The following is a 21,366-nucleotide window of genomic DNA, read 5'->3' as shown; positions in this document are numbered from 1 at the left end:
GTTCAGGACCCGAAGCCACCGAAGCCGCGCGGCGCCGGATCGAGGATCACCAGCTGGTTGCCGCGGATCGTCGCCACCGCCAGCGCGCGCTGGTTGGTGCCGTCGGGGCGGAAGCGGAAGGCGCCGTTCACGCCCGAGAAGCCGGCGCGCTGGGTCAGGCCCGAGCTCGCCACCGCGTCGCGCTTGCCGGCGCGCAGGTTGGCGGCAATGGCGGCAACGCTGTCATAGGCGAGGCCGGCCAGTTCGTGCGGCGCCTCTCCATAGGCGGCGCGGTAACGCGCCTCGAACGCGGCCTTGCGGGTGGTGTCAGGCAGCGCGAACCAGCCGCCCTGCAGCTGCGGCAGTTGCAGGCGCGAGGCCGGCTCGTCCCAACGGGTCAGGCCCATGAACTGGGTGACCTGGCTGGTGACACCGGCGGCGGCCAGTTTCTCGGTCAGATAGGGCAGCACCGCCTGGTTGTTGGCGGTCATGAAGATGGCGTCGATCTGGCCCGATTGCGCGGCCTGGGCGATCTGCGGGGTAACGCCATCGATGCCGGTGATCGAGACCGGATGGGTGACACGCCCCGCCAAGGTGGCGCCGTTGCGGGCAATGGCGGTCTCGATGGCGCGGGCGCCGACTTGGCCGGCCACGTCATCCTCGGCTACGGTCAGGACCCGGCGCTTGCCGTTCCGGACGCCGTAGCTGACCAGCCGGTCGGCGACATTTGCGAAGCTGTTGCCGATAATGAAGACATTGCCGCCGGCAATGTCGGCATTGTTCGAGAAGCTGATGACGTTGATGTCGCGGCTCGCCATGGCATTGCCGACCGCATTGGCTGAATCGGCGAAGAGCGGGCCGAGAATGACCTTGGCCCCGGCATCGGCGGCCTCGGTGGCGCGGGCGACCGCGCGCCCGGCATCATCACCGGAATCATAGATGCGCAGGTCGATCTGCGCGCCCTGGGCATCGGCTGCGGCCATGCGGGCGGCGTTCTTCAGGCTGCGCGACAGCCATTCCAGGTCGGCGCTGCCGGTGCCGCCAGGGGCCAGCAGGGCGACGGCCACGGGGGCCTTGGGGTCGACCATCTGGCCGGTCTGGCTGCCCCCGGTTCCGGCCATGCCGATCGGCTGGCAGGCTGCAACCAGCAGCGCCGAGACCAGTGCGGTGGCGGTCATACGGGCCCGCGTCAGGACCGACCGGGGCAGCGCGTGGCTGCGGCGATGAGCAAGGGCGAACATGATAAAATTCCCTGTTTGGTCCGGTTTTGTCTTATCGACGGCAGCGTATTCACCTAAGCCGGGTTTGGCAATCGCAGCGACGGGCGCAGCGACGGACACGGGGGAACCGGCATGGCACGACAGGCAGGCCCGGAGATCAGAGGGTCGGGAGGCGACGAGGCCGCGCCGATCAGCGCCCGCATCGAGGCCCCGCGGCTCGACCCCGGACTTTACCTGGTGGCAACGCCGATCGGCGCGGCGCGGGACATCACGCTCCGCGCGCTCGATATCCTGAACGCGGCCGAGGTGCTGGCGGCCGAGGACACGCGGACGCTACGGCACCTGATGGACATCCACGGCATCCCGCTGCGCGGGCGGCGGATTGTCGCCTATCACGACCATAATGCCGACCGACAGCGGCCAATGCTGATCGAGGCACTGAAGGGCGGTGCCTCGGTCGCCTATACCTCGGATGCGGGCACGCCCATGGTCGCCGATCCGGGCTTCAAGCTCAGCCGCGATGCCGCCGAGGCCGGCGCGCGGCTCCATGCCGTGCCGGGCCCCTCGGCGGCGCTGGCGGCGCTGACCGTCGCCGGCCTGCCAAGCGACCGCTTCCTCTTCGCGGGCTTTCCGCCCAGTGCCGATGGCGCGCGGGACAGCTGGCTGAGGCAATGGGCCTCGGTCGAAGCGACGCTGATCCTTTACGAAAGCCCGAGGCGCGTTAGGGAAACCTTGGGAAAACTGTGCGAGATTGAACCGAATCGGATTATCGTGATCTGCAGGGAACTGACCAAGAAGTTCGAAGAGGTGATCCGGGGCACGGCGCAGGAGCTCGTGGAACGGGTGCCGGAAACCGGGTTGAAGGGCGAGGTGGTTCTGGTGCTGGACCGACCGGCGCCGGTGGTGCTCGAGGACGGCGATATCCGAGAAGAATTGCGGCAGGCGATGACGCGCATGTCGGTCAAGGACGCCGCGCGCGATGTGGCGGCGCGGCTGGGGCTGCCGCGGCGGGATGTGTATCAACTGGCACTTGGACTGGCATCCGGGGCCGGGGAAGGGGACTGAATGGCTGGTCGGACCGGGATGCAAATTGGGAATGATGCCCGGCAGAGTCGCGGGCGGATTGCCTGCCTGTCCGGGCGGATGGCCGAGGATGGGGTGGCGCTGCACTATGAGGCGGCGGGCTACGCGCTTCTGGAGCGCCGCTGGCGCGGGCCGGCGGGCGAGATCGACCTGATCTTTCGGGACAGCGAGGGGCTGATTTTCGTCGAGGTGAAGAAGTCCTCCAGCCATGATCTGGCGGCACAGCGGCTGGACCGACGGCAGATGGACAGGATCTGCCTGTCGGCGCTGGACTATGCCGGCCGGGTCGATGGCGGTCGGCCGGTGGCCATGCGTTTCGATGCGGCGCTGGTCGACGAGATCGGTCGGATCGACGTGATCGAGAATGCCTTCGGCATGAACTGATGGTCGGCTGCCGGGTACCGGCGCGGTTTGGGAAGGCTTGAATCCGGCCCCGGGCCTTGCGACAAGTGGCGCGCGCTGACCAAGGAGGCCCGGCATGTCGCTTTCCGTTGCCCTGCAGATGGACCCGATCGAGGCGGTGTCGATCGATGCCGACAGCACCTTCCGCATCGGGCTCGAGGCCGAGGCGCGCGGGCACCGGCTGTTTCAATATACCGTCGACCGGCTGGTCTTTGACGAGGGCCGTGTTCTGGCGACCGGGCGGCCGATCACCTTGCGGCGAGAGAAGGGGAACCACGTCACATTCGGCGACTGGGTCGAGGTCGATATGAGCAGCTTCGACGTGGTCTGGCTGCGGCAGGATCCGCCCTTCGACATGGGCTATGTGACCTCGACCCATCTTCTCGATCGGATTCATCCCGAAACGCTGGTGGTCAATGATCCCTTCTGGGTGCGCAACAGCCCCGAGAAGCTGATGGTGCTGGATTTTCCAGACCTGACCCCGCCCACCATGATCGCCCGCGACGTGGCCGCGATCCGGCGCTTCCGGGCGCGGCATGGCGACATCATCGTCAAGCCGCTCTACGGAAATGGCGGTGCCGGGGTGTTCCATCTGCGGCCCGAGGATCCGAACCTGTCCTCGCTGCTCGAGACCTTCGCCGGGATCAATCGCGAGCCGATGATCGCGCAGAAATACCTGCCGGCGGTGGTCAAGGGCGACAAGCGGATCATCCTGGTCGATGGCGAGCCGGTGGGGGCGATCAACCGGGTGCCGGCGGCGGGCGAGGCGCGGTCGAACATGCATGTGGGTGGCCGGCCGGAAAAGGTCGGGCTGACCGAGCGCGAGCGCGAGATCTGCAATGTCATCGGCCCGGTGCTGCGCGAGAAGGGGCTGATCTTCACCGGCATCGACGTGATCGATGGCTGGCTGACCGAGATCAATGTCACCTCGCCCACTGGGATTCAGGAGCTTGAACGGTTTGACGGGGTCAATGCCGCGGCGCTGATCTGGGAGGCCATCGAGGAGCGACTGGCGGCGCGTTAGGGCCGCGCGTCCGGTGCCATTGCCGACATGGCCCGGCTGATCTCGTTGCCGGGCATGGCTTCGGCAGCATAGGTGAAGGTTCCCCGTGACCGCACCTCTTCGGCGGCTCGCATCACAGCGCCAAGCGCGGCGCGGGCGAAGGAGCCGCCGACGCTGATCCGGCGCACCCCGGCCTGTGACAGCTCGTGCACGGAATAGCTGGGTCCGGAGAGGCCCATGACCACGTTCACCGACTGGTCAACCGAGCGACAGACGGTGCGGATCGCCTCGAGATCGGGCAGGCCCGGGGCATAGAGCACATCGGCACCGGCCTCGGCAAAGGCCCGCAACCGGCGGATGGTATCCGCGAGGTCGGGCCGGCCACAGAGATAATTGTCGGCGCGCGCCGTCAGCAGGAAGGGCTTCCCACGGCTCGCCTCGGCGGCGGCGCGGATGCGCTCGACTGCGAGGCCGAACGAGTGAATCGGGGCGGCGGAATCGCCGGTCGCGTCCTCGATCGAGCCGCCGACAAGGCCGATCGCAATCGCACAGCGGATGGTTTCGGCGCAGGTCTCGGGACCCGCGCCAAACCCGTCCTCGAGACCGGCGCTGACCGGAAGGTCGGTGGCGGCGACAATTTCGCACGCATTTTCCAGAATCTCGTCGCGGCTGAGGTTGGCCGCGGAATCGCGCTTGCCCTTGGCGAAGGCATAGCCCGCACTGGTGGTTGCAAGTGCAGCGAAGCCGAGACTGGCGAGTAGCCGGGCGGTGCCGGCATCCCACGGGTTGGGGATGACGAAGGCGGCTTCGCCCTTGTGCAGTGCCTTGAACTGCCGGAACTTCTCTTGCTGGTCGGTCATGGTTCGCCCCCTCGTGTCGCGCGAGCCTAGCACAGAAATGCGAGGGGCGGGTCAGCCTCCGGTGAGGAAGGGCAAGCGATAGCTGATCGCCTCGGCCAGATGGTTCACCCGCACCGTCTCGCTGGCGTCCAGATCGGCGATGGTGCGGGCCGTGCGCAGGATGCGGTGATAGCCGCGGGCGGAAAGGCCGAGGCGCTCCGAGGCCTTCAGGATCAGCGCCCGGCCTTCGGCATCCGGGGCGGCGATCTCGTCGAGAATCGCGCCCGAGGCCTCGGCATTCACCCGCGCCGACGATCGGCCCTCGAAGCGGCGGGTCTGGACTGTGCGCGCGGTAGCGATGCGCAGCGCGATGGTGGCCGAGGTCTCGCCATCCGCCGGCAGATCGAGATCCAGGAAGCTGACCTGCGGCACCTCGATCCTGAGGTCGAAGCGGTCCATCAGCGGGCCCGAGATCTTGCCCATGTAATCGCTGCCGCAGGCCGGGACGCGGGCGCAGGCGCGGGCCGGGTCGGCCAGATGGCCGCAGCGGCAGGGATTGGCGGCGGCGATCAGCTGGAAGCGGCAGGGATAGCGGATATGGGCATTGGCGCGCGCCACCACGACCTCGCCGGTCTCGATCGGCTGGCGCAGGGTTTCCAGCACCGGGCGCGAGAATTCGGGAAACTCGTCCAGAAACAGCACGCCGTTATGGGCAAGGCTGATCTCGCCCGGCTTGGCGCTGCGGCCACCGCCGACAATGGCGGCCATCGAGGCGGTGTGATGGGGTTCGCGCATCGGTGCGTGTCGGGGGATGCCGCCATCGGCCAGCGTGCCGGCCAGCGAATGGATCATCGAGGTTTCCAGCGCCTCGGCGGGCGTCAGCGGCGGCAAGAGACCGGGCAAGCGGGCGGCCAGCATGGATTTGCCGGCGCCGGGCGGGCCGACCATCAGCAGGTGATGGCGTCCGGCAGCGGCGATCTCGATGGCGCGCTTGGCGCGTTCCTGGCCGCGCACCTCGGACATGCAGCGGTTCAGGGCAGGGGTGATGACGGTGCCCGGTCGGGCCGGGATCAGCGGGGTCCGGTCGGTCAGGTGGTCGACGGCTTCGCGCAGGGTCGAAGGCGCCAACACCGGGACCGTCTCGACCCATGCGGCCTCGGGCCCGCAGGGGGCGGGGCAGATCAGGGCGCGATCTTCTTCGGCCGCGGCCATGGCGGCGGGCAGGGCGCCCGAGACCGCGACAAGCCGCCCGTCCAGCGCCAGTTCCCCCAGCGCGACGCAGCGACCGAGCTCGTCATGCGGAATCACCTCGATCGCTGCCAGCACCGCGAGCGCGATCGGCAGGTCGAAATGCGAGCCTTCTTTCGGCAGGTCTGCGGGCGAGAGGTTCACGGTGATGCGCCGGCTGGGGAGCGCCACCGACAGCGCGTCGAAGGCCGCCCGCACCCGTTCGCGCGCCTCGCTGACCGCCTTGTCGGGCAGGCCAACGATGGAAAAGCCGGGCAGACCCGGCGAAACCGAGCATTGCACCTCGACCAGCCGGGCCTCGACCCCCTCGAAGGCGACCGAATAGGCGATCGCGACCATCTGCCCCCCACCTGCTTTCGGCAAAGCCCTAGCGGGACGGCGTTAAGATGCGGTTAACGGGTCCGCTTCCTTGCGCCAGAGGGGGCGGGCGTCTATCTGTCGGGCAGGCAAAAAGGGGGCCGGAATGGACGGAAAACGCATCCTGCTGATCATCGGCGGCGGCATCGCGGCCTACAAGATCCCGGGTCTGATCCGGCTGTTCAAGCGCGAGGGCGCGGCGGTGACGCCGGTGCTGACCCGCGCGGGGGCGCAGTTCACCACGCCGATGACCGTTTCGGTGCTGGCCGGCGAGGCGGTGCATGAGGACCTGTTCGACATCTCGAACGAGGCCGAGATCGGCCATATCGCACTGACCCGCAACGCCGATCTGGTCGTGGTGGCGCCGGCGACCGCCGATATGATGGCGAAGATGGCCAATGGGCTGGCGGATGATCTGGCCTCGACCCTGCTTCTGGCCTCGAACAAGAAGGTGCTGGTGGCGCCGGCGATGAATGTGCGGATGTGGCTGCACCCGGCGACACAGCGCAATCTGGCACAGCTGAAGGCCGATGGTATCCTGACCGTGGGGCCGGACCGGGGCGAGATGGCCTGTGGCGAGTTCGGCGCCGGCCGCATGTCCGAGCCCGAGGAAATTCTGGAAGCGGCGCGGGATCTCTTGGGCGCGGCACCGCGCAGCGCCGGGCTGCTGCGGCTGACGCCCGAGATCCGCGTTGCGACCGGCCCGCTGAGCGGCAAGCATGTGATCGTGACCTCGGGGCCGACGCATGAACCGATCGATCCGGTGCGCTACATTGCGAACCGCTCTTCCGGGGCGCAGGGCACCGCGATTGCGGCGGCGCTGCGCGATCTGGGGGCGCGGGTCAGCTTCGTGACCGGCCCGGCGACGGTGCCGCCGCCCGAGGGCGTCGATGTGATCGGTGTCGAGACGGCGCAGGCGATGCGCGATGCGGTGGCGGCGGCGCTGCCGGCGGATGCGGCGGTGATGGCGGCGGCGGTGGCCGACTGGCGGGTCGAGAATGCCAGCCAGTCCAAGATCAAGAAGGACGGCACGGGAAACTTCCCGGTGCTGAGCTTTGCCGAGAATCCCGATATCCTTGCCTGGGTCAGCCAACTGACCGAGGGCCGGCCACAGCTGGTCGTGGGCTTTGCCGCCGAGACGGATGATGTGATCGCCCACGCGACCGCGAAACGGTTGCGCAAGCAGGCCGACTGGATCGTCGCCAATGATGTCAGCCCTTCGACCGGGATCATGGGCGGGACCGAGAATGCGGTGACGGTGATCCGCGACGATGGCGCGACGGAATGGCCGCGCATGGCCAAGGAGGCGGTGGCGCGGCGTCTGGCCGACGAGATCGCCAAGGCGCTGGCATGACCCGGCACTACCTCGACTGGAACGCCACCACGCCGCTGCGCCCCGAAGTGAAGGCGGCGATGGTCGAGGCGATGGAGGTCGCGGGCAATCCGTCATCGGTCCATAGCGAGGGGCGGGCGGCCAAGATGCTGCTGGAACGCTCACGCGAGGCTTTGGCGACGGCTCTGGGGGCTGAAGGCGCCGATGTGATCTTCACCTCGGGCACGACCGAGGCGGCGGCGATGGTGCTGCCGGGGCGGAGGATTCACTGCGCGCCGGCCGAGCACAGCGCCATCAAGGTCTGGTGCGAGCAGGATCTGGCGGTGGATCAGGACGGCATCATCACCGTGCCCGATCCGGCGCAGGCGACTCTGCAACTGGCCAATAACGAGACCGGGGTGATGCAGGATCTGCCGCAGGGGCTGGCGTCCAGCGATCTGACCCAGGCTTTCGGCAAGGTGCCCTTTGCCTTCAACTGGCTGGGCATTACCGCGGGTTTCGTCAGCGCGCACAAGCTGGGCGGACCCAAGGGCATCGGTGCGCTGATCCTGAAGAAAGGCACCGAGATCGAGGCCTTGATTCGCGGCGGCGGGCAGGAACAGGGGCGTCGTGCCGGGACCGAGAACCTGATCGGCATTGCCGGTTTCGCCGCCGCCGCCACGGCGGCGCAGCGCGAGCTGGAAGACGGCACCTGGGAGCGCGTGGCCGAGCTGCGCGACGGGCTGGAGGCGCGGATTCTGGCGGCTGCCCCCGGCGCAATGATCGCCGGAAAGGGCGCGCGGCGCTTGCCCAACACGACCTGCGTTCTTACATCCGGATGGAAGGGTGAAACGCAGGTCATGCAGATGGATCTGGCGGGCTATGCCATTTCGGCGGGTTCGGCCTGTTCCTCGGGCAAGGTCCGGGCCAGCGGCGTCTTGCAGGCGATGGGTTATTCGGATAGCGACGCCGCCTCGGCCATCCGCGTTTCCCTTGGGCCCGCCACCACGGCGGATGAGGTGAATCGCTTTGCGAATGCGTGGGAATCAGCGTATTCGCGGTGGCGCGACAGACATGGCTGACCGGAAAGGTCGCCAGAGGAAGGGCGAAAGATGAGCGAGACCGATCTTGAGGTGCGCGAGGGCGTCGACCGGGAAACCGTCGAGACCGTGCAGAACATGGGCAGCTATAAATATGGCTGGGACACCGAGATCGAGATGGAATACGCCCCCAAGGGCGTGAACGAGGATATCGTCCGTCTGATCTCGCAGAAGAATGAAGAACCGGAATGGATGACCGAGTGGCGGCTGCAGGCCTTCCGCCGCTGGCAGACCATGACCGAACCGAAATGGGCGATGCTGAACTATCCTGAGATCGATTATCAGGACATCCATTACTATGCCCGCCCGAAAAGCATGGAAGTGAAGCCGAAGTCGCTGGACGAGGTCGATCCCAAGCTGCTGGCGACTTATGAAAAGCTGGGCATCCCGCTGAAGGAACAGATGATCCTTGCAGGCGTCGAGGGTGCAGAGAATGCTCCCGCCGAGGGCCGCAAGGTCGCCGTGGATGCGGTCTTTGACTCTGTCAGCGTCGGCACCACCTTCAAGGATGAACTGGCCAAGGCTGGCGTCATCTTCTGCTCGATCTCCGAGGCGATCCGCGAGCATCCCGAACTGGTGAAGAAATACCTGGGTTCGGTCGTGCCGCAGTCGGACAATTTCTTTGCCACGCTGAACTCGGCGGTCTTTTCGGATGGTTCGTTCGTCTATGTGCCGCCGAACACCCGCTGCCCGATGGAGCTGTCGACCTATTTCCGCATGAACGCCGAGAATACCGGCCAGTTCGAGCGCACGCTGATCATCGCCGACAAGGGCAGCTATGTCAGCTATCTGGAAGGCTGCACCGCGCCCAAGCGCGACACCGCGCAGCTGCACGCCGCCGTGGTCGAGATCGTCATTCTGGAAGATGCCGAGGTGAAATACTCGACCGTCCAGAACTGGTTCCCCGGCGATGAAGAGGGCAAGGGCGGCATCTACAACTTCGTCACCAAGCGCGCCGATTGCCGCGAGGCCCGCGCCAAGGTGATGTGGACGCAGGTCGAGACCGGATCGGCGATCACCTGGAAATACCCCTCCTGCATCCTGCGCGGCGAGGAAAGCAGCGGCGAGTTCTATTCGATCGCCATCGCCAACAACATGCAGCAGGCCGACACCGGCACCAAGATGATCCACCTGGGCAAGAATTCGCGTTCGCGGATCGTGTCGAAGGGCATCTCGGCGGGCAAGGCGCAGAACACCTATCGCGGTCTGGTGTCGATGCACCCCAAGGCCACCAACAGCCGCAACTATACCCAGTGCGACAGCCTGCTGATCGGCGACAAATGCGGCGCCCATACCGTGCCCTATATCGAGGTGAAGAACACCTCGAGCCGGGTCGAGCACGAGGCGACGACCTCGAAGGTCGATGATGACCAGCTGTTCTACTGCCGCTCGCGCGGGATGGACGAGGAAGAGGCGGTGGCGGTGATCGTCAACGGCTTCGTCCGCGAGGTGCTGCAGGCGCTGCCGATGGAGTTTGCCATGGAGGCGCAGAGCCTCGTGGCGATCAGCCTTGAGGGTTCGGTCGGATAAAAGATGCGCGCTGTCCGGTCGGACGGCGCAGGGAACAATGCGCAGGCGAGGGCCGCTGCGCCGAAGATGATGGGATGTAAGATGCTGAAAATCGACAATCTGCACGTGAAGCTGGAAGACCATGACAAGCAGATCCTGAAGGGTCTGTCGCTGGAAGTGCCGGCGGGCGAGGTCCATGCGATCATGGGGCCGAACGGCTCGGGCAAGTCGACGCTCTCCTATGTGCTGTCGGGCCGCGATGGCTATGAAGTGACCGAGGGTGCGGCCAGCCTTGACGGGCAGGACCTTCTGGAAATGGAGCCCGAGGAACGCGCCGCTGCCGGTCTGTTCCTTGCGTTCCAGTATCCGGTCGAGATTCCGGGCGTCGGCAACATGACCTTCCTGCGCACGGCGGTGAACGCACAGCGCAAGCGCCGCGGCGAAGAGGAAATGTCGGCTGGCGATTTCCTCAAGGTCGTGCGCGAGAAGGCCAAGGCGCTGAAGATCGATGCCGAGATGCTGAAGCGTCCGGTGAATGTGGGCTTCTCGGGTGGCGAGAAGAAGCGCAACGAGATCCTGCAGATGGCCATGCTGGAACCGCGCATGTGCATCATGGACGAGACCGACTCGGGTCTTGATGTCGATGCGATGCGGCTGGTGGCCGATGGTGTGAACGCCCTGCGTTCGCCCGATCGCAGCTTCCTTGTGATCACCCATTACCAGCGTCTGCTGGATCACATCCAGCCCGACGTGGTCCACATCATGGCCGATGGCCGCATCATCCGCTCGGGCGGGCCGGAACTGGCACTGGAAGTCGAGAAGAACGGCTATGGCGATCTCTTGACGGAGGCCGGTTGATGTCTGACCTCGCCGTCAAGGCCAAGGACGCTGCGCCGCCCTCTGCTGGTGCGAGCAAGACCGCCGATGCGCTGGCCGCGCGGCTGGATGTGCTGACCCTTCCGAAGGGCGGCTTTACCGCCGCCGCGCGCGCCGATGCGCTGGCCCGGCTGCGGGCGATGGGCCTGCCCGGTCCGCGCGACGAATATTGGCGCTATACCGATCCCAAGGCGTTCAACGCACCCATTCCCGCGCCGATCCCGATCGAGGACAAGGCCCCGGATTCGCCGCTGTTCACCGATCTCGATTCCATCCGGCTGGTTTTTGTCGATGGCATCTTCGAGGCGGCGGAAAGCTCGGACCTGTCGGGCGAAGGGCTGGAGATTGATCTGCTGTCGCAGGCGGACCAATCGGGCAGCCATTGGGCCACCGATCTCTACGGCGTGCTGGAAACCGCCGGCCAGAGCCCGGTCAAGCGTCCCTTCGCGGCGCTGAACACCGTCGCGGCCACCGAGGGCGTGTTGATCCGCGTCACCGGCAAACCGTCGAAGCCCGTCCATATCCTGCACCGCCGCGCCAGTGCCGAGGCCGATGTCACCTGGCATCACGTCATCCGGCTGGAAGAGGGGGCAGAGTTGACGCTGCTGGAAACCGGCATGGTCGGCGCGCGCAGCAATGGCATGATCGAGGCCGATCTGGCCGCGGGCGCCAAGCTGCACCACATCGCCGCCAAGCGGGCAGGGCATCAGAAGCTGGGCTTCTCGGCCATCTTCGCGCGTGTCGCGGCCGAGGCGCAGTTCAAGAGCTTCAGCCTCTCGGTCAATGGCACGCTGATGCGCCACGAGGGCGTGATCGAATTCGTCGGTGACGACGCGGTGGCCCATATCGCGGCCGCCGTGCTGGGTGACGGTGCCAAGGGGCCGTTCCACCACGACGACACGGTCTTCGTGACCCATGGGGCCGAGCGCTGCGAGAGCCGGCAGGTCTTCAAGAAGGTGCTGAAGAACGGCGCGAAGGGCGTGTTCCAGGGCAAGATCCTGGTGAAGCCGGGCGCGCAGAAGACCGACGGCTATCAGATCAGCCAGGCGCTGCTTCTGGACGAGGACAGCCAGTTCCTCGCCAAGCCCGAGCTGGAAATCTATGCCGACGACGTGGTCTGCAGCCACGGCTCGACCACCGGCGCGCTGGACGAAACGGCGCTTTTCTATCTGCGCTCGCGCGGGGTTCCCAAGGAGCGCGCCATCGTCCTCTTGGTGCTGTCCTTCCTTGCCGACGCCCTGGCCGAGGTCGAGGACGAGGGCCTGCGCAGCCAGATCAATGACCGGCTGGAAGCATGGCTGACGCGCCGCGCCAAGGTGTAAGCGCCGCGCCGCGCGGCATCCTGCCGCGCGTGCTGCAAAGCTGGTGGGCCCCGCGCCGGGTGGTGCGGGGGATGGCCGACATGCCCGACCGGGCGCAACTTGTCGTGCTGATGGCGGCGATGCTGATCTTCCTTCTGGCGCAGGCGCCCGGCCATGCACGGGCGGCGGCGCTGGACCCGTCGGTGCCACTCGAGGCGCGGATGGGCGGGGCGCTGATGGCGGTCATGTTCCTGATGCCGCTGATCGCCTATGGCGTGGCGGCACTGGTGGGTGGGCTGATGCGGCTGACGCGCTGGCGGATCGAACCGCGGCATTCGCGGCTGGCGCTGTTCTGGGCGCTGCTGGCCGTCGCCCCGGCGATGCTGCTCGCGGGTCTCGTTGGCGGGCTGATCGGGCCGGGGCCGGCGCTGTCGCTGGTGCAGGCGGTGGCCGGGATCGGTTTTCTGATGATATGGGGCGCAGGCATTTCGGCGCTGGCGGTGAAGGCATGAACGGGCTGGATTTTCGGGCATTGGTCGGGCTGACATTGCGCAGTCCCATGGCGGCGGGCCGCGAAGTGCTGGCCGCCGACCTGCCCATGGCGGCGCGTTGGGCCTCGGCCGTTCTGGTCGTCTCGCTGGCGGCAATCCTTGCCTGGGTCACGGCGGCGATGCTGCCGGCGGCACCCGAGGGCGAGCCGTCGCCCTTCGCCTGGTTTGGGCGTCAGCCGCTGCTGCTGGCCGGCTTCCAGCTGGCCGCGCTGACCGTGACCGCCGGGCTGATGTCCGGGGTCGGGCGGCTTTTCGGCGGCGAGGGCCGGTTCGAGGATGCGCTGATCCTGACCGTCTGGCTTGAGGCGATCCTGCTGCTGGTGCAGGCGCTGCAGATCGTTCTGATGCCGTTTTCCTCCGATCTTGCAGCTATGCTGGGCATCGCCGCGGCGGGAATGTTCTTCTATCTGACCGTGCAATTCACCAAGCTGCTGCACGGCTTCCGTAGTGGCTGGAAGGTGCTTCTGGTGATGCTGGCAACGATGCTCGCGCTGGGTTTCGTGCTGTCCTTCATCGCCGCCGCCTTCGGCCTGATGCCCGAGGTGCAGCCATGAGCTTTGATCTTCAGACCATCCGCGCCGATTTTCCTATCCTGTCGCGGCAGGTGAACGGCAAGCCGCTGGTCTATCTGGACAATGGCGCCAGCGCCCAGAAGCCCCGGCAGGTGATCGACGCCATCACCCGCGCCTATGAGGGCGAATATGCCAATGTCCATCGCGGGCTGCATTTCCTGTCGAACCTCGCCACCGACAATTACGAGCGGGTGCGGGCGATCATCGCCAAATTCCTGAACGCCCCGCGCGAGGACGAGATCATCTTCACCTCGGGCGCGACCGAGGCGATCAATCTGGTCAGCTATGGATGGGCCGCGCCGAACCTGCAGGCGGGCGACGAGATCGTGCTGTCGGTGCTGGAGCATCACGCCAATATCGTGCCCTGGAACTTCCTGCGCGAGCGGCAGGGCGTGGTGTTGAAATGGGTCGAGCCGGAGGCTGATGGCAGCCTGCCGCCGGAAAATGTGCTGGCCGCCGTTGGGCCGAAGACCAAGCTGATCGCCGTTACCCACATGTCGAACGTGACCGGCACGGTGGTGGACGTGGCGGCGATCGCGCGCGGCACCGATGTGCCAGTGCTGGTCGATGGCTCGCAGGCCTCGGTGCATATGCCGGTCGATCTCAAGTCGCTTGGCGTCGATTTCTACTGCATCACCGGGCACAAGCTTTACGGCCCCTCGGGATCGGGCGCGATCTGGATCGCCCGCGATCGCCAGAACGAGATGCGCCCCTTCATGGGCGGCGGCGATATGATCAAGACGGTGACGCGCGATGCCGTCACCTATGCCGACCCGCCGCTGAAATTCGAGGCCGGCACGCCGGGCATCGTCAACCAGATCGGTCTGGGCGCGGCGCTGGAATACCTGATGGATATCGGCATGGAGAACATCGCCGCCCATGAGACGAAACTGCGCGACCGCACCCGCGACAAGCTGCGCGCGCTGAACTGGCTGAACGTGCAGGGCGACGCGCCGGGCAAGGGAGCGATCTTCTCGATGACGATGGAGGGGGCGCATGCGCATGACATCTCGACCATCCTCGACAAGCGAGGGATCGCCGTGCGCGCCGGCAGCCATTGCGCCATGCCGCTGATGGATTTCTATGGCATCACCGCCAGCGCCCGCGCCAGCTTTGCCATGTACAACACCGAGGCCGAGGTGGATGCGCTGATCGACGGGCTGGGCTTCTGCCGGGAGCTGTTCGGCTGAGGGGCGGGCTGCGCTTGATTTTATTTCAAGCCTGAAACAATTTTCTTGACTCGGGGCCCCCTATCGGTGCGTGTTAGGGGCAATCGCCGATTAACGGCGAAGGCCCCGCGAACGGGCGCCCCCAACAGGAAGGTTGACCTGCCATGACCCGCAAGATCCTGACGCTGCTTGCTGCCACCACCTGCCTTGCCGGCCCCGCCTCCGCACAGGACGATGACACGCTGAAGATTGGCGTTCTGCTGACCCTCTCCGGCCCCGCCGCCGTGCTGGGCGAGATGGCGCGCGACGGCTTTCAGCAGGCCGCCGACGAGATCGGCGAGATCGGCGGCATGAAGACCGAGATCATCATCGTCGATGACGAGCAGAAACCGGACATCGCCGCCAACAAGGCCCGCGAGTTGGTGGAACGGGACGGCGCCGATATCGTCGTCGGCCCGATCTTCTCCAATATCGCCGGGGCCATCGTAAAGCCGGTGACTGATGCCGGCGCGATCCTGATCAGTCCGAATGCCGGTCCGTCCAACCTGGCCGGGGCCGAGTGCAACAAGGCCTTCTTCTCGGTTTCCTACCAGAACGACCAGAACCACGAGGTGATGGGCGCCTATGCCAAGGAGCAGGGCTTCAAGAACGTCTTCCTGATCGCGCCGAACTATCAGGCCGGGCAGGACAGTCTGGCGGGCTTCAAGCACAGCTATGACGGCGGGCTGGCGGGAGAGGTCTTTACCCAGCTGGGGCAGCTCGATTTCTCGGCGGAACTGGCGCAGATCGCCGCCGCCCAGCCCGATGCGGTCTTTGCCTTCATGCCCGGCGGCATGGGGGTGAACCTCGTCAAGCAATACCGGCAGGCGGGGCTGGAGACGATCCCCTTCCTCTCGGCCTTTACCGTGGACGAATCGACCCTGCCGGCGCAGCAGGATGCTGCTGTCGGCTTCTTCTCGGGCACCAACTGGACGCCGGATCTGGACAACGAGGCGAACAAGGCCTTTGTCGAGGGCTTCGAGGCCAAGTTCGGCAAGGTTCCGGCCAGCTATGCCGCGCATGGCTATGACGCGGCCAAGCTGATCGATGCCGCCGTGCGCGCGGCCGGCGGCACCGCCGACAAGGATGCGCTGATCGCGGCGCTGGAAACCGCCGACTTCCCCTCGGTGCGCGGCGATTTCACCTTTGGCCCGAACCATTTCCCGGTGCAGGATTTCTATCTGGCCGAGGTGAAGAAGCGCGAGGACGGAAAGTTCGCCACCTCGGTGGTGAAGGCGATCTTCGATGACTACGCCGACACTTACGCATCCCAGTGCCAGATGAAGTGATCAGGGAGAGGCGGGGTGCGGGCGCAAGATCCGCACCCCAGCCACTTCGGCCAAGCAGGCGCACATGACCAATCTTCTGCTGCTGCAATTGCTGAACGGGCTACAGTTCGGCGTGCTGCTGTTCCTGATCGCCGCCGGGCTGACGCTGGTCTTCGGGATCATGGATTTCGTGAACCTCGCCCATGGCGTCATCTACATGATCGGCGCCTATCTGGTCGTCACCTTCGCCGGGATGACCGGCAGCTATGGCCTCGGCCTCTTGCTGACCCTGCCCGCGACGCTGCTGATCGGGCTGGTGCTGGAGTTCCTGATCTTCCGCCATCTCTATGACCGAAGTCATCTCGATCAGGTGCTGGCGACCTTTGGCCTCGTCATGGTCATCACCGAGGCGGTCGAGATGATCTGGGGCGCGGCACCGCTGACCGTTTCCATGCCCGAGGCGCTGTCGGGCTCGGTGCCGCTGATCGGGCCGCTGCGTTATCCGGTCTTTCGACTGGCCATCATCGCGGCGGGGCTGTTGACCGCGCTCGGGTTGTGGCTGGTGATCACCCGCACGCGGATCGGGATGCGGCTCAGGGCAGGGGCCTCGAACCGGGCCATGCTGTCGGCGCTTGGCGTCGATGTGCGCAAACTGTTCACGTTGATCTTCGCCTTTGGCGCGATGCTGGCCGGATTCGCCGGGGCGATGGTCGCGCCGATCCTTGCCGTCGATACCGGCATGGGGGAAAGCGTGCTGATCCTTGCGTTCGTCGTCATCGTCATTGGCGGCATCGGCTCGATCAAGGGTGCCTTTGCCGGGGCGCTGCTGGTCGGCGTGGTCGATACCGTGGGCCGGGTCTTCGGCCCGATCCTGCTGAAAGCCGTGATGGACCCGTCTGCCGCCGCGCAGGCCGGGCGGACGCTTGCACCGATGCTGGTCTACATCCTGATGGCACTGATCCTCGCTGTGCGTCCAGCGGGCCTCTTCGGGCAGAAGTCATGAGCCCGCGTCTGCGCAACATCGCCGCGCTGGTGATCTTTGGCGGTTTTGCCCTGCTGCCGCTGCTGGCCGGGATGCTGGGCGAAAGCTTCCTCATCGTCATCGCCACCCGCATCCTCGCCTTCGCCATTGCGGCGCTCGCGCTGGACCTGATCCTCGGCTATGGCGGCATGGTCAGCTTTGGCCACGCCGCCTATCTGGGCATCGGCGCCTATGCGGTGGCGATCCTGCAGCGCGCGGGCATCACTGACCTGACGCTGCACTTGCTGGCCGCCATTGTCGCGGCGGCACCCTTTGCGCTGGTCACTGGGGCGATTTCGCTCAGGACACGCGGGGTCTATTTCATCATGATCACGCTGGCCTTCGCGCAGATGGCCTATTTCTTCTTCGTCTCGCTGTCGACCTATGGCGGCGATGATGGGGTGACGCTGGCCGCGCGCTCGACACTCCTCGGCCAGCCGCTCTTGGAGAGCGACCGGGTGCTGTTCTACGTCACCCTTGGCCTCTTGATCGTCCTCTATCTTCTGGCGTTGAGGATCACCCAATCGCGCTTTGGCCGGGTGCTGACCGGCACGCGCGAGAACCCGGTGAGGATGCAGGCCATCGGCTATTCGCCCTTCCGTTTCCAGCTGACCGCCTATGTCATCTCGGGCTGCATGGCGGCGGTGGCGGGGGTGATGCTGGCCAACCAGACCGAATTCGTCTCGCCCGCGCTGATGAACTGGCACCGCTCAGGCGAGCTGATCGTGATGGTGGTGCTGGGCGGCATCGGCAACCTGATCGGCGCGGTCGGCGGCGCGGTGATCGCGCTGCTGCTCGAGGAATTTCTGTCCCGTTTTTCCGAGCATTGGCCGCTGTTCTTCGGGCTGATCCTGATCGGCGTCGTGCTGGCATCGCGCGATGGCGTCAGCGGGCTGATCCGCCGGATCGGAGGCGCGAAATGAGCCTGCTCGAAGTGCGGAACCTGTGCAAATCATATGGCGCGCTGACTGTTACGGATGATGTCTGCCTGTCGGTCGAAGAAGGTGAGCTGCACGCCATCATCGGCCCGAATGGTGCCGGCAAGACCACGCTGATCTCGCAGCTGTCCGGTCAACTGCCCAGCAACAGCGGCAAGGTCCGCTTCGGAGGCGAGGACATCACCCGGCTGGTCATGCCGCAGCGGGTGCGGCGGGGGCTGTCGCGCAGCTTCCAGATCACCTCGATCCTGCCGGCCTTTTCGGTTATGGAAAATGTTTCTACCGCCGTTCAGGCCCGCGAGGGCAGCAGCTTCCGCTTTTTCGCCCCGGTGGCGAGCGAGGTGGCGCTGAACGATCAGGCCCGCGCCGCGCTGGCCCGCGTCGGTCTGGAGGATCGCACTGACGCCCGTGCCGGATCGCTGAGCCATGGCGAGAAGCGGCAGCTGGAACTGGCCATTGCGCTGGCCACCAATCCGCGCCTCTTGCTGCTGGACGAGCCGCTGGCCGGCACGTCGGGACCCGAGGCCGAGCGGCTGATCCGGGTCATCGGCAGCCTCAAGGGCGAGGTGACGGTGCTGCTGATCGAGCATGACATGGACGCGGTCTTTGCGCTGGCCGACCGCATCAGCGTACTGGTCTATGGCCGCCTCATCGCCACCGGCACGGGCGAGGCGATCCGCGCCGACCGGCAGGTGCGCAGCGCCTACCTGGGAGAGGACGCCTGATGCTGCGGGTCGAGGGATTGCAGGCGGGATATGGCGAAAGCATGGTGCTGCACGGCATCGATCTGCATGTCGATCCGGGCGAGGTGGTCACGCTTCTGGGCCGCAACGGCATGGGCAAGACCACCACCATAAGCACCATCTTCGGCCTGCTTCCGGCCCGCGCCGGCGGGGTCAGCGTGGGTGGCACCGATCTGACCCGCGCGGCACCGCATCGCCGCGCGCAGGCCGGGCTGGGGCTGGTGCCCGAGGGGCGGCAGATCTTTCCCCGGCTCGACGTGCGCGAGAACCTGGTCGCCACCGCGCGTCCGGGGAACTGGACGCTGGACCGCGTTCTGGGGTTGTTTCCCCGGCTTGGTGAGCGCGCCGGTCATATGGGCCACCAGCTTTCGGGCGGTGAACAGCAGATGCTGGCCATCGGCCGGGCGCTGATGACGAACCCGCGCCTCGTGGTGCTGGACGAGGCGACCGAGGGACTGGCGCCGCTGATCCGCGACGAGATCTGGGCCTGCCTCGCCGCGCTGAAAGCCGAGGGCGAGGCCATCTTGATCGTCGACAAGAACGTCGATGCGCTGACCCGCCTCGCCGACCGCCATGTGGTGATCGAGAAGGGCCGCGTGGTCTGGACGGGCAGCAATGCCGAGATGGCGGCGTCGGATGCGGTAAAGGACCGCTATCTGCATGTCTGACCCGGTGCTTTCCCGTTGCGTCCCTCTCGAAGCCCGGTTATGCAGGCCCGCGCGGCACCCGTAGCTCAGCTGGATAGAGCGCTGCCCTCCGAAGGCAGAGGCCAGAGGTTCGAATCCTCTCGGGTGCGCCACTTTCGAACAGAACTGGCTCCTCTACGGCGAAGGCCCCGCCCCACCAGAAACTGAAAATGGCCGCGTGATTTCAACCAAGCCATCCCGCTTCAAATGTGAATCCCCGCGTGGCACAGCCAAGGGGATGCGCCCCGCAGTGGGTAAGGCTCTCCCGAACTGGAATCATTTGGCAAAGCCGATGGTCGTCCGGTCAGATATCTTGCTGCGACCGGGTGTCGGCGCATCCGTTCGCAGCAGCGCCTCGGATTTCAGGGCGTCCCAGAAGGCGTCGGGAATCGGGGCGCTCCACCATGCCAGGATATCGGCCAGTTCCTCCGGACTGCGCGGGCCGGGGATGGTGCTTTTCACCAGCGGGTGGGCCCGGCAAAAAGCGAGCGCGGCGGCGGGCAGGTCTACCCTACAGGCCTCGCAGACCGCCTTGATCGCGCGAATGCGTGCAGCGATCGGCGGCGGAACGGTGCCGTAGTCAAAAGTATCACCGCCCGCCAGGACGCCGGAATTGAACGGACCGCCAATGACCAGATCGGTGCCCGCCTTTGCGCAGGCCGGGAACAGGTCGTCCAGCGGTGCCTGCTCCAGCAGGGTATAACGCCCGGCCAGCAGGAAGGCATCCCATTGCCCGTATCGCAGCGCGTCGAGGCAGACCTGTGTTTCGTTGACGCCCAGCCCGATCGCACCGACCACGCCGGCGGCGCGCAGGCTGTCCAGCGCGCGATAACCGCCATCCATCGCCGTGGCGAAACGGTCGGGGCCGTCGATGTCCCCATGCGTCAGGGTGCCGATGTCGTGGATATAGGCAATGTCGATCCGGTCGCGGCCAAGGCGCTGCAGCGAATCCTCGATGCTGCGCATCACCCCGTCATGGCTGTAGTCATAGACCGGGGTGAAGGGCAGGGGCTCGACCCAGGCGCCGGCATCGGGCGCGGCGCCGGGCCGCAAAAGCCGCCCGACCTTGGTCGAGATCACTGCATCCCGCCCGCGCAAAGCGGCCCCGACCCGGTGCTCGGACAGGCCGTGGCCGTAGAAGGGCGCAGTATCGAAATAGCCGATCCCGGCCTGCCGCGCGCTGTCGATGGTGGCCAGGGCCTGTGCCTCGGAGACGGGGTGGAAGATGCCGGCCAGCGAGGCGCAGCCCAGCCCCAGTTCTGTCACCAGCGGGCCGTTCGGGCCAAGCCGGTTCCGCTTCAGCGCCGTCATGATTGGGCCGGTTCGTGCGGCGGGCCCATCACCTCGCGCGCGATCTCGTCGGCGGCCTCGCGCAGCAGCGCCAAAGTCTGGTCGCGCCCGGGCGTGGCATAGCTGTCGATGCGGCGCAGGTAGGGGCAGGTCAGCGCGGCGATGGCATTGCCGAACGGATCGAGGATCGGGCAGGACAGGTTCAGCACGCCCACCGTGGTCTGGCTTTCCCCCGACATGTTGCCCGCCGCGCGGATGGCGGCGGTGCGGGCGTCATAGTCGGCCTCGCTCAGCGCCGACTCGCCCGGTACCAGCCGATGATCGCGGAAGATCCGGGCGCGGATGTCGGGGCGCTGGAAGGCCGCCAGAACCATGCCCGAGCCGGTGTTGAAGAGGCCGATCACCGAGCCCACGCGCAGCGACATGCGCCAGTTGCCCGGCGCCGAGAACGAGGCGCTGATGATCACCTCGCTCGCCTCCATCACCGCAAGGTGGATCGACTGCTCGGCCCGGGCGCTGAAGGCGCGCATCCGCGGCTCGGCCGCGTCCAGCAGCCGGCGGCGCGGCGGGTGGATGTCGGCCAGCACCAGCAGGCGCAGGCTCAGCGTATAGCGGTCGCCGTCAAGGGTGCGGGTGACATAGCCGCGCCGGACCAGCGTATCCAGCATCCGGTAGATCTCGTTTGCGCCGCGCCCCAGCCCCTTGGCGATCTCGGCCTGGGTCAGGCCCATGGACGAGGCGGCCAGCAATTCGAGGATGTCCAGCCCCTTGTCCAGGGCCGGCGCGCGATAGCGGGTCGCTTCGGATGATTCGTCAGAGGTCATGGCTCAAGTTTTCATATCCGAGCAAGCTTTTCACAA

General features: G+C 66.5%; 21 protein-coding genes and 1 tRNA gene. 17 read left to right on the top strand and 5 right to left on the bottom strand.

What is annotated here, in order from left to right:
* Nucleotides 1-2: 2 nt before the first annotated feature.
* The gene (locus Q1A36_RS13885; protein WP_299845408.1) at nt 3-1,157 is read right to left on the bottom strand and encodes a penicillin-binding protein activator; all 1,155 of its coding nucleotides are present in this window, start codon (nt 1,155-1,157) and stop codon (nt 3-5) included.
* Nucleotides 1,158-1,331: 174 nt separating this feature from the next.
* Between Q1A36_RS13885 and rsmI the strand changes: the two genes are divergently transcribed.
* From rsmI to gshB, 3 genes are all read left to right on the top strand, one after another.
* Nucleotides 1,332-2,264: a 16S rRNA (cytidine(1402)-2'-O)-methyltransferase gene (gene rsmI, locus Q1A36_RS13880; protein ID WP_299845144.1), complete on the top strand. Its 933-nt coding sequence runs from the start codon at nt 1,332-1,334 to the stop codon at nt 2,262-2,264.
* Nucleotides 2,265-2,666, top strand: a complete 402-nt coding sequence (locus Q1A36_RS13875; protein WP_299845141.1) for a YraN family protein — start codon at nt 2,265-2,267, stop codon at nt 2,664-2,666. It abuts the gene before it with no gap.
* Nucleotides 2,667-2,760: 94 nt separating this feature from the next.
* Nucleotides 2,761-3,708, top strand: coding sequence for a glutathione synthase (gene gshB, locus Q1A36_RS13870; RefSeq protein WP_299845138.1), 948 nt, complete (start codon nt 2,761-2,763; stop codon nt 3,706-3,708).
* On the opposite strand, the gene Q1A36_RS13865 is transcribed toward gshB, so the two are convergent.
* Both Q1A36_RS13865 and Q1A36_RS13860 read right to left on the bottom strand, forming a co-directional pair.
* Nucleotides 3,705-4,547 (bottom strand): isocitrate lyase/phosphoenolpyruvate mutase family protein, encoded by an 843-nt coding sequence (locus tag Q1A36_RS13865; RefSeq protein ID WP_299845135.1) that lies wholly within the window; start codon nt 4,545-4,547, stop codon nt 3,705-3,707. The genes gshB and Q1A36_RS13865 overlap by 4 nt on opposite strands.
* A 51-nt stretch (nt 4,548-4,598) precedes the next feature.
* Nucleotides 4,599-6,113: a YifB family Mg chelatase-like AAA ATPase gene (locus Q1A36_RS13860; RefSeq protein ID WP_299845132.1), complete on the bottom strand. Its 1,515-nt coding sequence runs from the start codon at nt 6,111-6,113 to the stop codon at nt 4,599-4,601.
* Nucleotides 6,114-6,237: 124 nt separating this feature from the next.
* On the opposite strand from Q1A36_RS13860, the gene coaBC reads away from it, so the two are divergent.
* The 14 genes from coaBC to Q1A36_RS13790 all read left to right on the top strand — a co-directional run bounded on the left by coaBC (nt 6,238) and on the right by Q1A36_RS13790 (nt 19,329).
* A complete protein-coding gene (gene coaBC, locus Q1A36_RS13855) occupies nt 6,238-7,485 on the top strand; it encodes a bifunctional phosphopantothenoylcysteine decarboxylase/phosphopantothenate--cysteine ligase CoaBC (RefSeq protein WP_299845129.1) in 1,248 nt (415 codons plus the stop codon).
* Complete coding sequence (locus Q1A36_RS13850; RefSeq protein ID WP_299845126.1) at nt 7,482-8,525, top strand: cysteine desulfurase family protein; 1,044 nt, start codon at nt 7,482-7,484, stop codon at nt 8,523-8,525. The genes coaBC and Q1A36_RS13850 overlap by 4 nt, the downstream gene beginning before the upstream one ends.
* A 30-nt stretch (nt 8,526-8,555) precedes the next feature.
* Nucleotides 8,556-10,073 (top strand): Fe-S cluster assembly protein SufB, encoded by a 1,518-nt coding sequence (gene sufB, locus Q1A36_RS13845; protein ID WP_101753930.1) that lies wholly within the window; start codon nt 8,556-8,558, stop codon nt 10,071-10,073.
* Between the two features lie 81 nt (nt 10,074-10,154).
* A complete protein-coding gene (sufC, locus tag Q1A36_RS13840; RefSeq protein WP_299845123.1) occupies nt 10,155-10,910 on the top strand; it encodes a Fe-S cluster assembly ATPase SufC in 756 nt (251 codons plus the stop codon).
* Nucleotides 10,910-12,250, top strand: coding sequence for a SufD family Fe-S cluster assembly protein (locus Q1A36_RS13835; RefSeq protein ID WP_299845120.1), 1,341 nt, complete (start codon nt 10,910-10,912; stop codon nt 12,248-12,250). Before sufC ends, Q1A36_RS13835 begins: the two co-directional genes overlap by 1 nt.
* A complete protein-coding gene (locus tag Q1A36_RS13830; protein ID WP_299845117.1) occupies nt 12,223-12,741 on the top strand; it encodes a hypothetical protein in 519 nt (172 codons plus the stop codon). Before Q1A36_RS13835 ends, Q1A36_RS13830 begins: the two co-directional genes overlap by 28 nt.
* A complete protein-coding gene (locus Q1A36_RS13825; RefSeq protein WP_299845114.1) occupies nt 12,738-13,334 on the top strand; it encodes a YIP1 family protein in 597 nt (198 codons plus the stop codon). Before Q1A36_RS13830 ends, Q1A36_RS13825 begins: the two co-directional genes overlap by 4 nt.
* Complete coding sequence (locus Q1A36_RS13820; RefSeq protein WP_299845111.1) at nt 13,331-14,542, top strand: cysteine desulfurase; 1,212 nt, start codon at nt 13,331-13,333, stop codon at nt 14,540-14,542. Before Q1A36_RS13825 ends, Q1A36_RS13820 begins: the two co-directional genes overlap by 4 nt.
* Before the next feature lie 143 nt (nt 14,543-14,685).
* Nucleotides 14,686-15,849, top strand: coding sequence for an ABC transporter substrate-binding protein (locus tag Q1A36_RS13815; protein ID WP_299845108.1), 1,164 nt, complete (start codon nt 14,686-14,688; stop codon nt 15,847-15,849).
* 64 nt (nt 15,850-15,913) lie between these two features.
* Complete coding sequence (locus tag Q1A36_RS13810; protein ID WP_299845106.1) at nt 15,914-16,831, top strand: branched-chain amino acid ABC transporter permease; 918 nt, start codon at nt 15,914-15,916, stop codon at nt 16,829-16,831.
* Nucleotides 16,828-17,772 carry a branched-chain amino acid ABC transporter permease gene (locus Q1A36_RS13805; RefSeq protein WP_299845103.1) on the top strand — a complete coding sequence of 315 codons (945 nt, stop codon included), beginning with the start codon at nt 16,828-16,830 and terminating at the stop codon, nt 17,770-17,772. Before Q1A36_RS13810 ends, Q1A36_RS13805 begins: the two co-directional genes overlap by 4 nt.
* The gene (locus Q1A36_RS13800; protein ID WP_299845100.1) at nt 17,769-18,512 is read left to right on the top strand and encodes an ABC transporter ATP-binding protein; all 744 of its coding nucleotides are present in this window, start codon (nt 17,769-17,771) and stop codon (nt 18,510-18,512) included. Before Q1A36_RS13805 ends, Q1A36_RS13800 begins: the two co-directional genes overlap by 4 nt.
* Complete coding sequence (locus Q1A36_RS13795; protein ID WP_299845097.1) at nt 18,512-19,198, top strand: ABC transporter ATP-binding protein; 687 nt, start codon at nt 18,512-18,514, stop codon at nt 19,196-19,198. Before Q1A36_RS13800 ends, Q1A36_RS13795 begins: the two co-directional genes overlap by 1 nt.
* 54 nt (nt 19,199-19,252) lie before the next feature.
* Nucleotides 19,253-19,329 (top strand) — tRNA-Arg (locus Q1A36_RS13790).
* 163 nt (nt 19,330-19,492) lie between these two features.
* Here Q1A36_RS13790 and Q1A36_RS13785 read toward each other — a convergent pair.
* Complete coding sequence (locus tag Q1A36_RS13785; protein WP_299845094.1) at nt 19,493-20,527, bottom strand: aldo/keto reductase; 1,035 nt, start codon at nt 20,525-20,527, stop codon at nt 19,493-19,495.
* Nucleotides 20,524-21,330, bottom strand: coding sequence for an IclR family transcriptional regulator (locus Q1A36_RS13780; protein ID WP_299845091.1), 807 nt, complete (start codon nt 21,328-21,330; stop codon nt 20,524-20,526). The genes Q1A36_RS13785 and Q1A36_RS13780 overlap by 4 nt, the downstream gene beginning before the upstream one ends.
* Nucleotides 21,331-21,366: the final 36 nt, after the last annotated feature.

This window comes from uncultured Paracoccus sp., assembly GCF_947487305.1.
Classification (GTDB): Bacteria; Pseudomonadota; Alphaproteobacteria; order Rhodobacterales; family Rhodobacteraceae; genus Paracoccus.
This window is presented reverse-complemented; position numbering and strand designations above follow the sequence as displayed.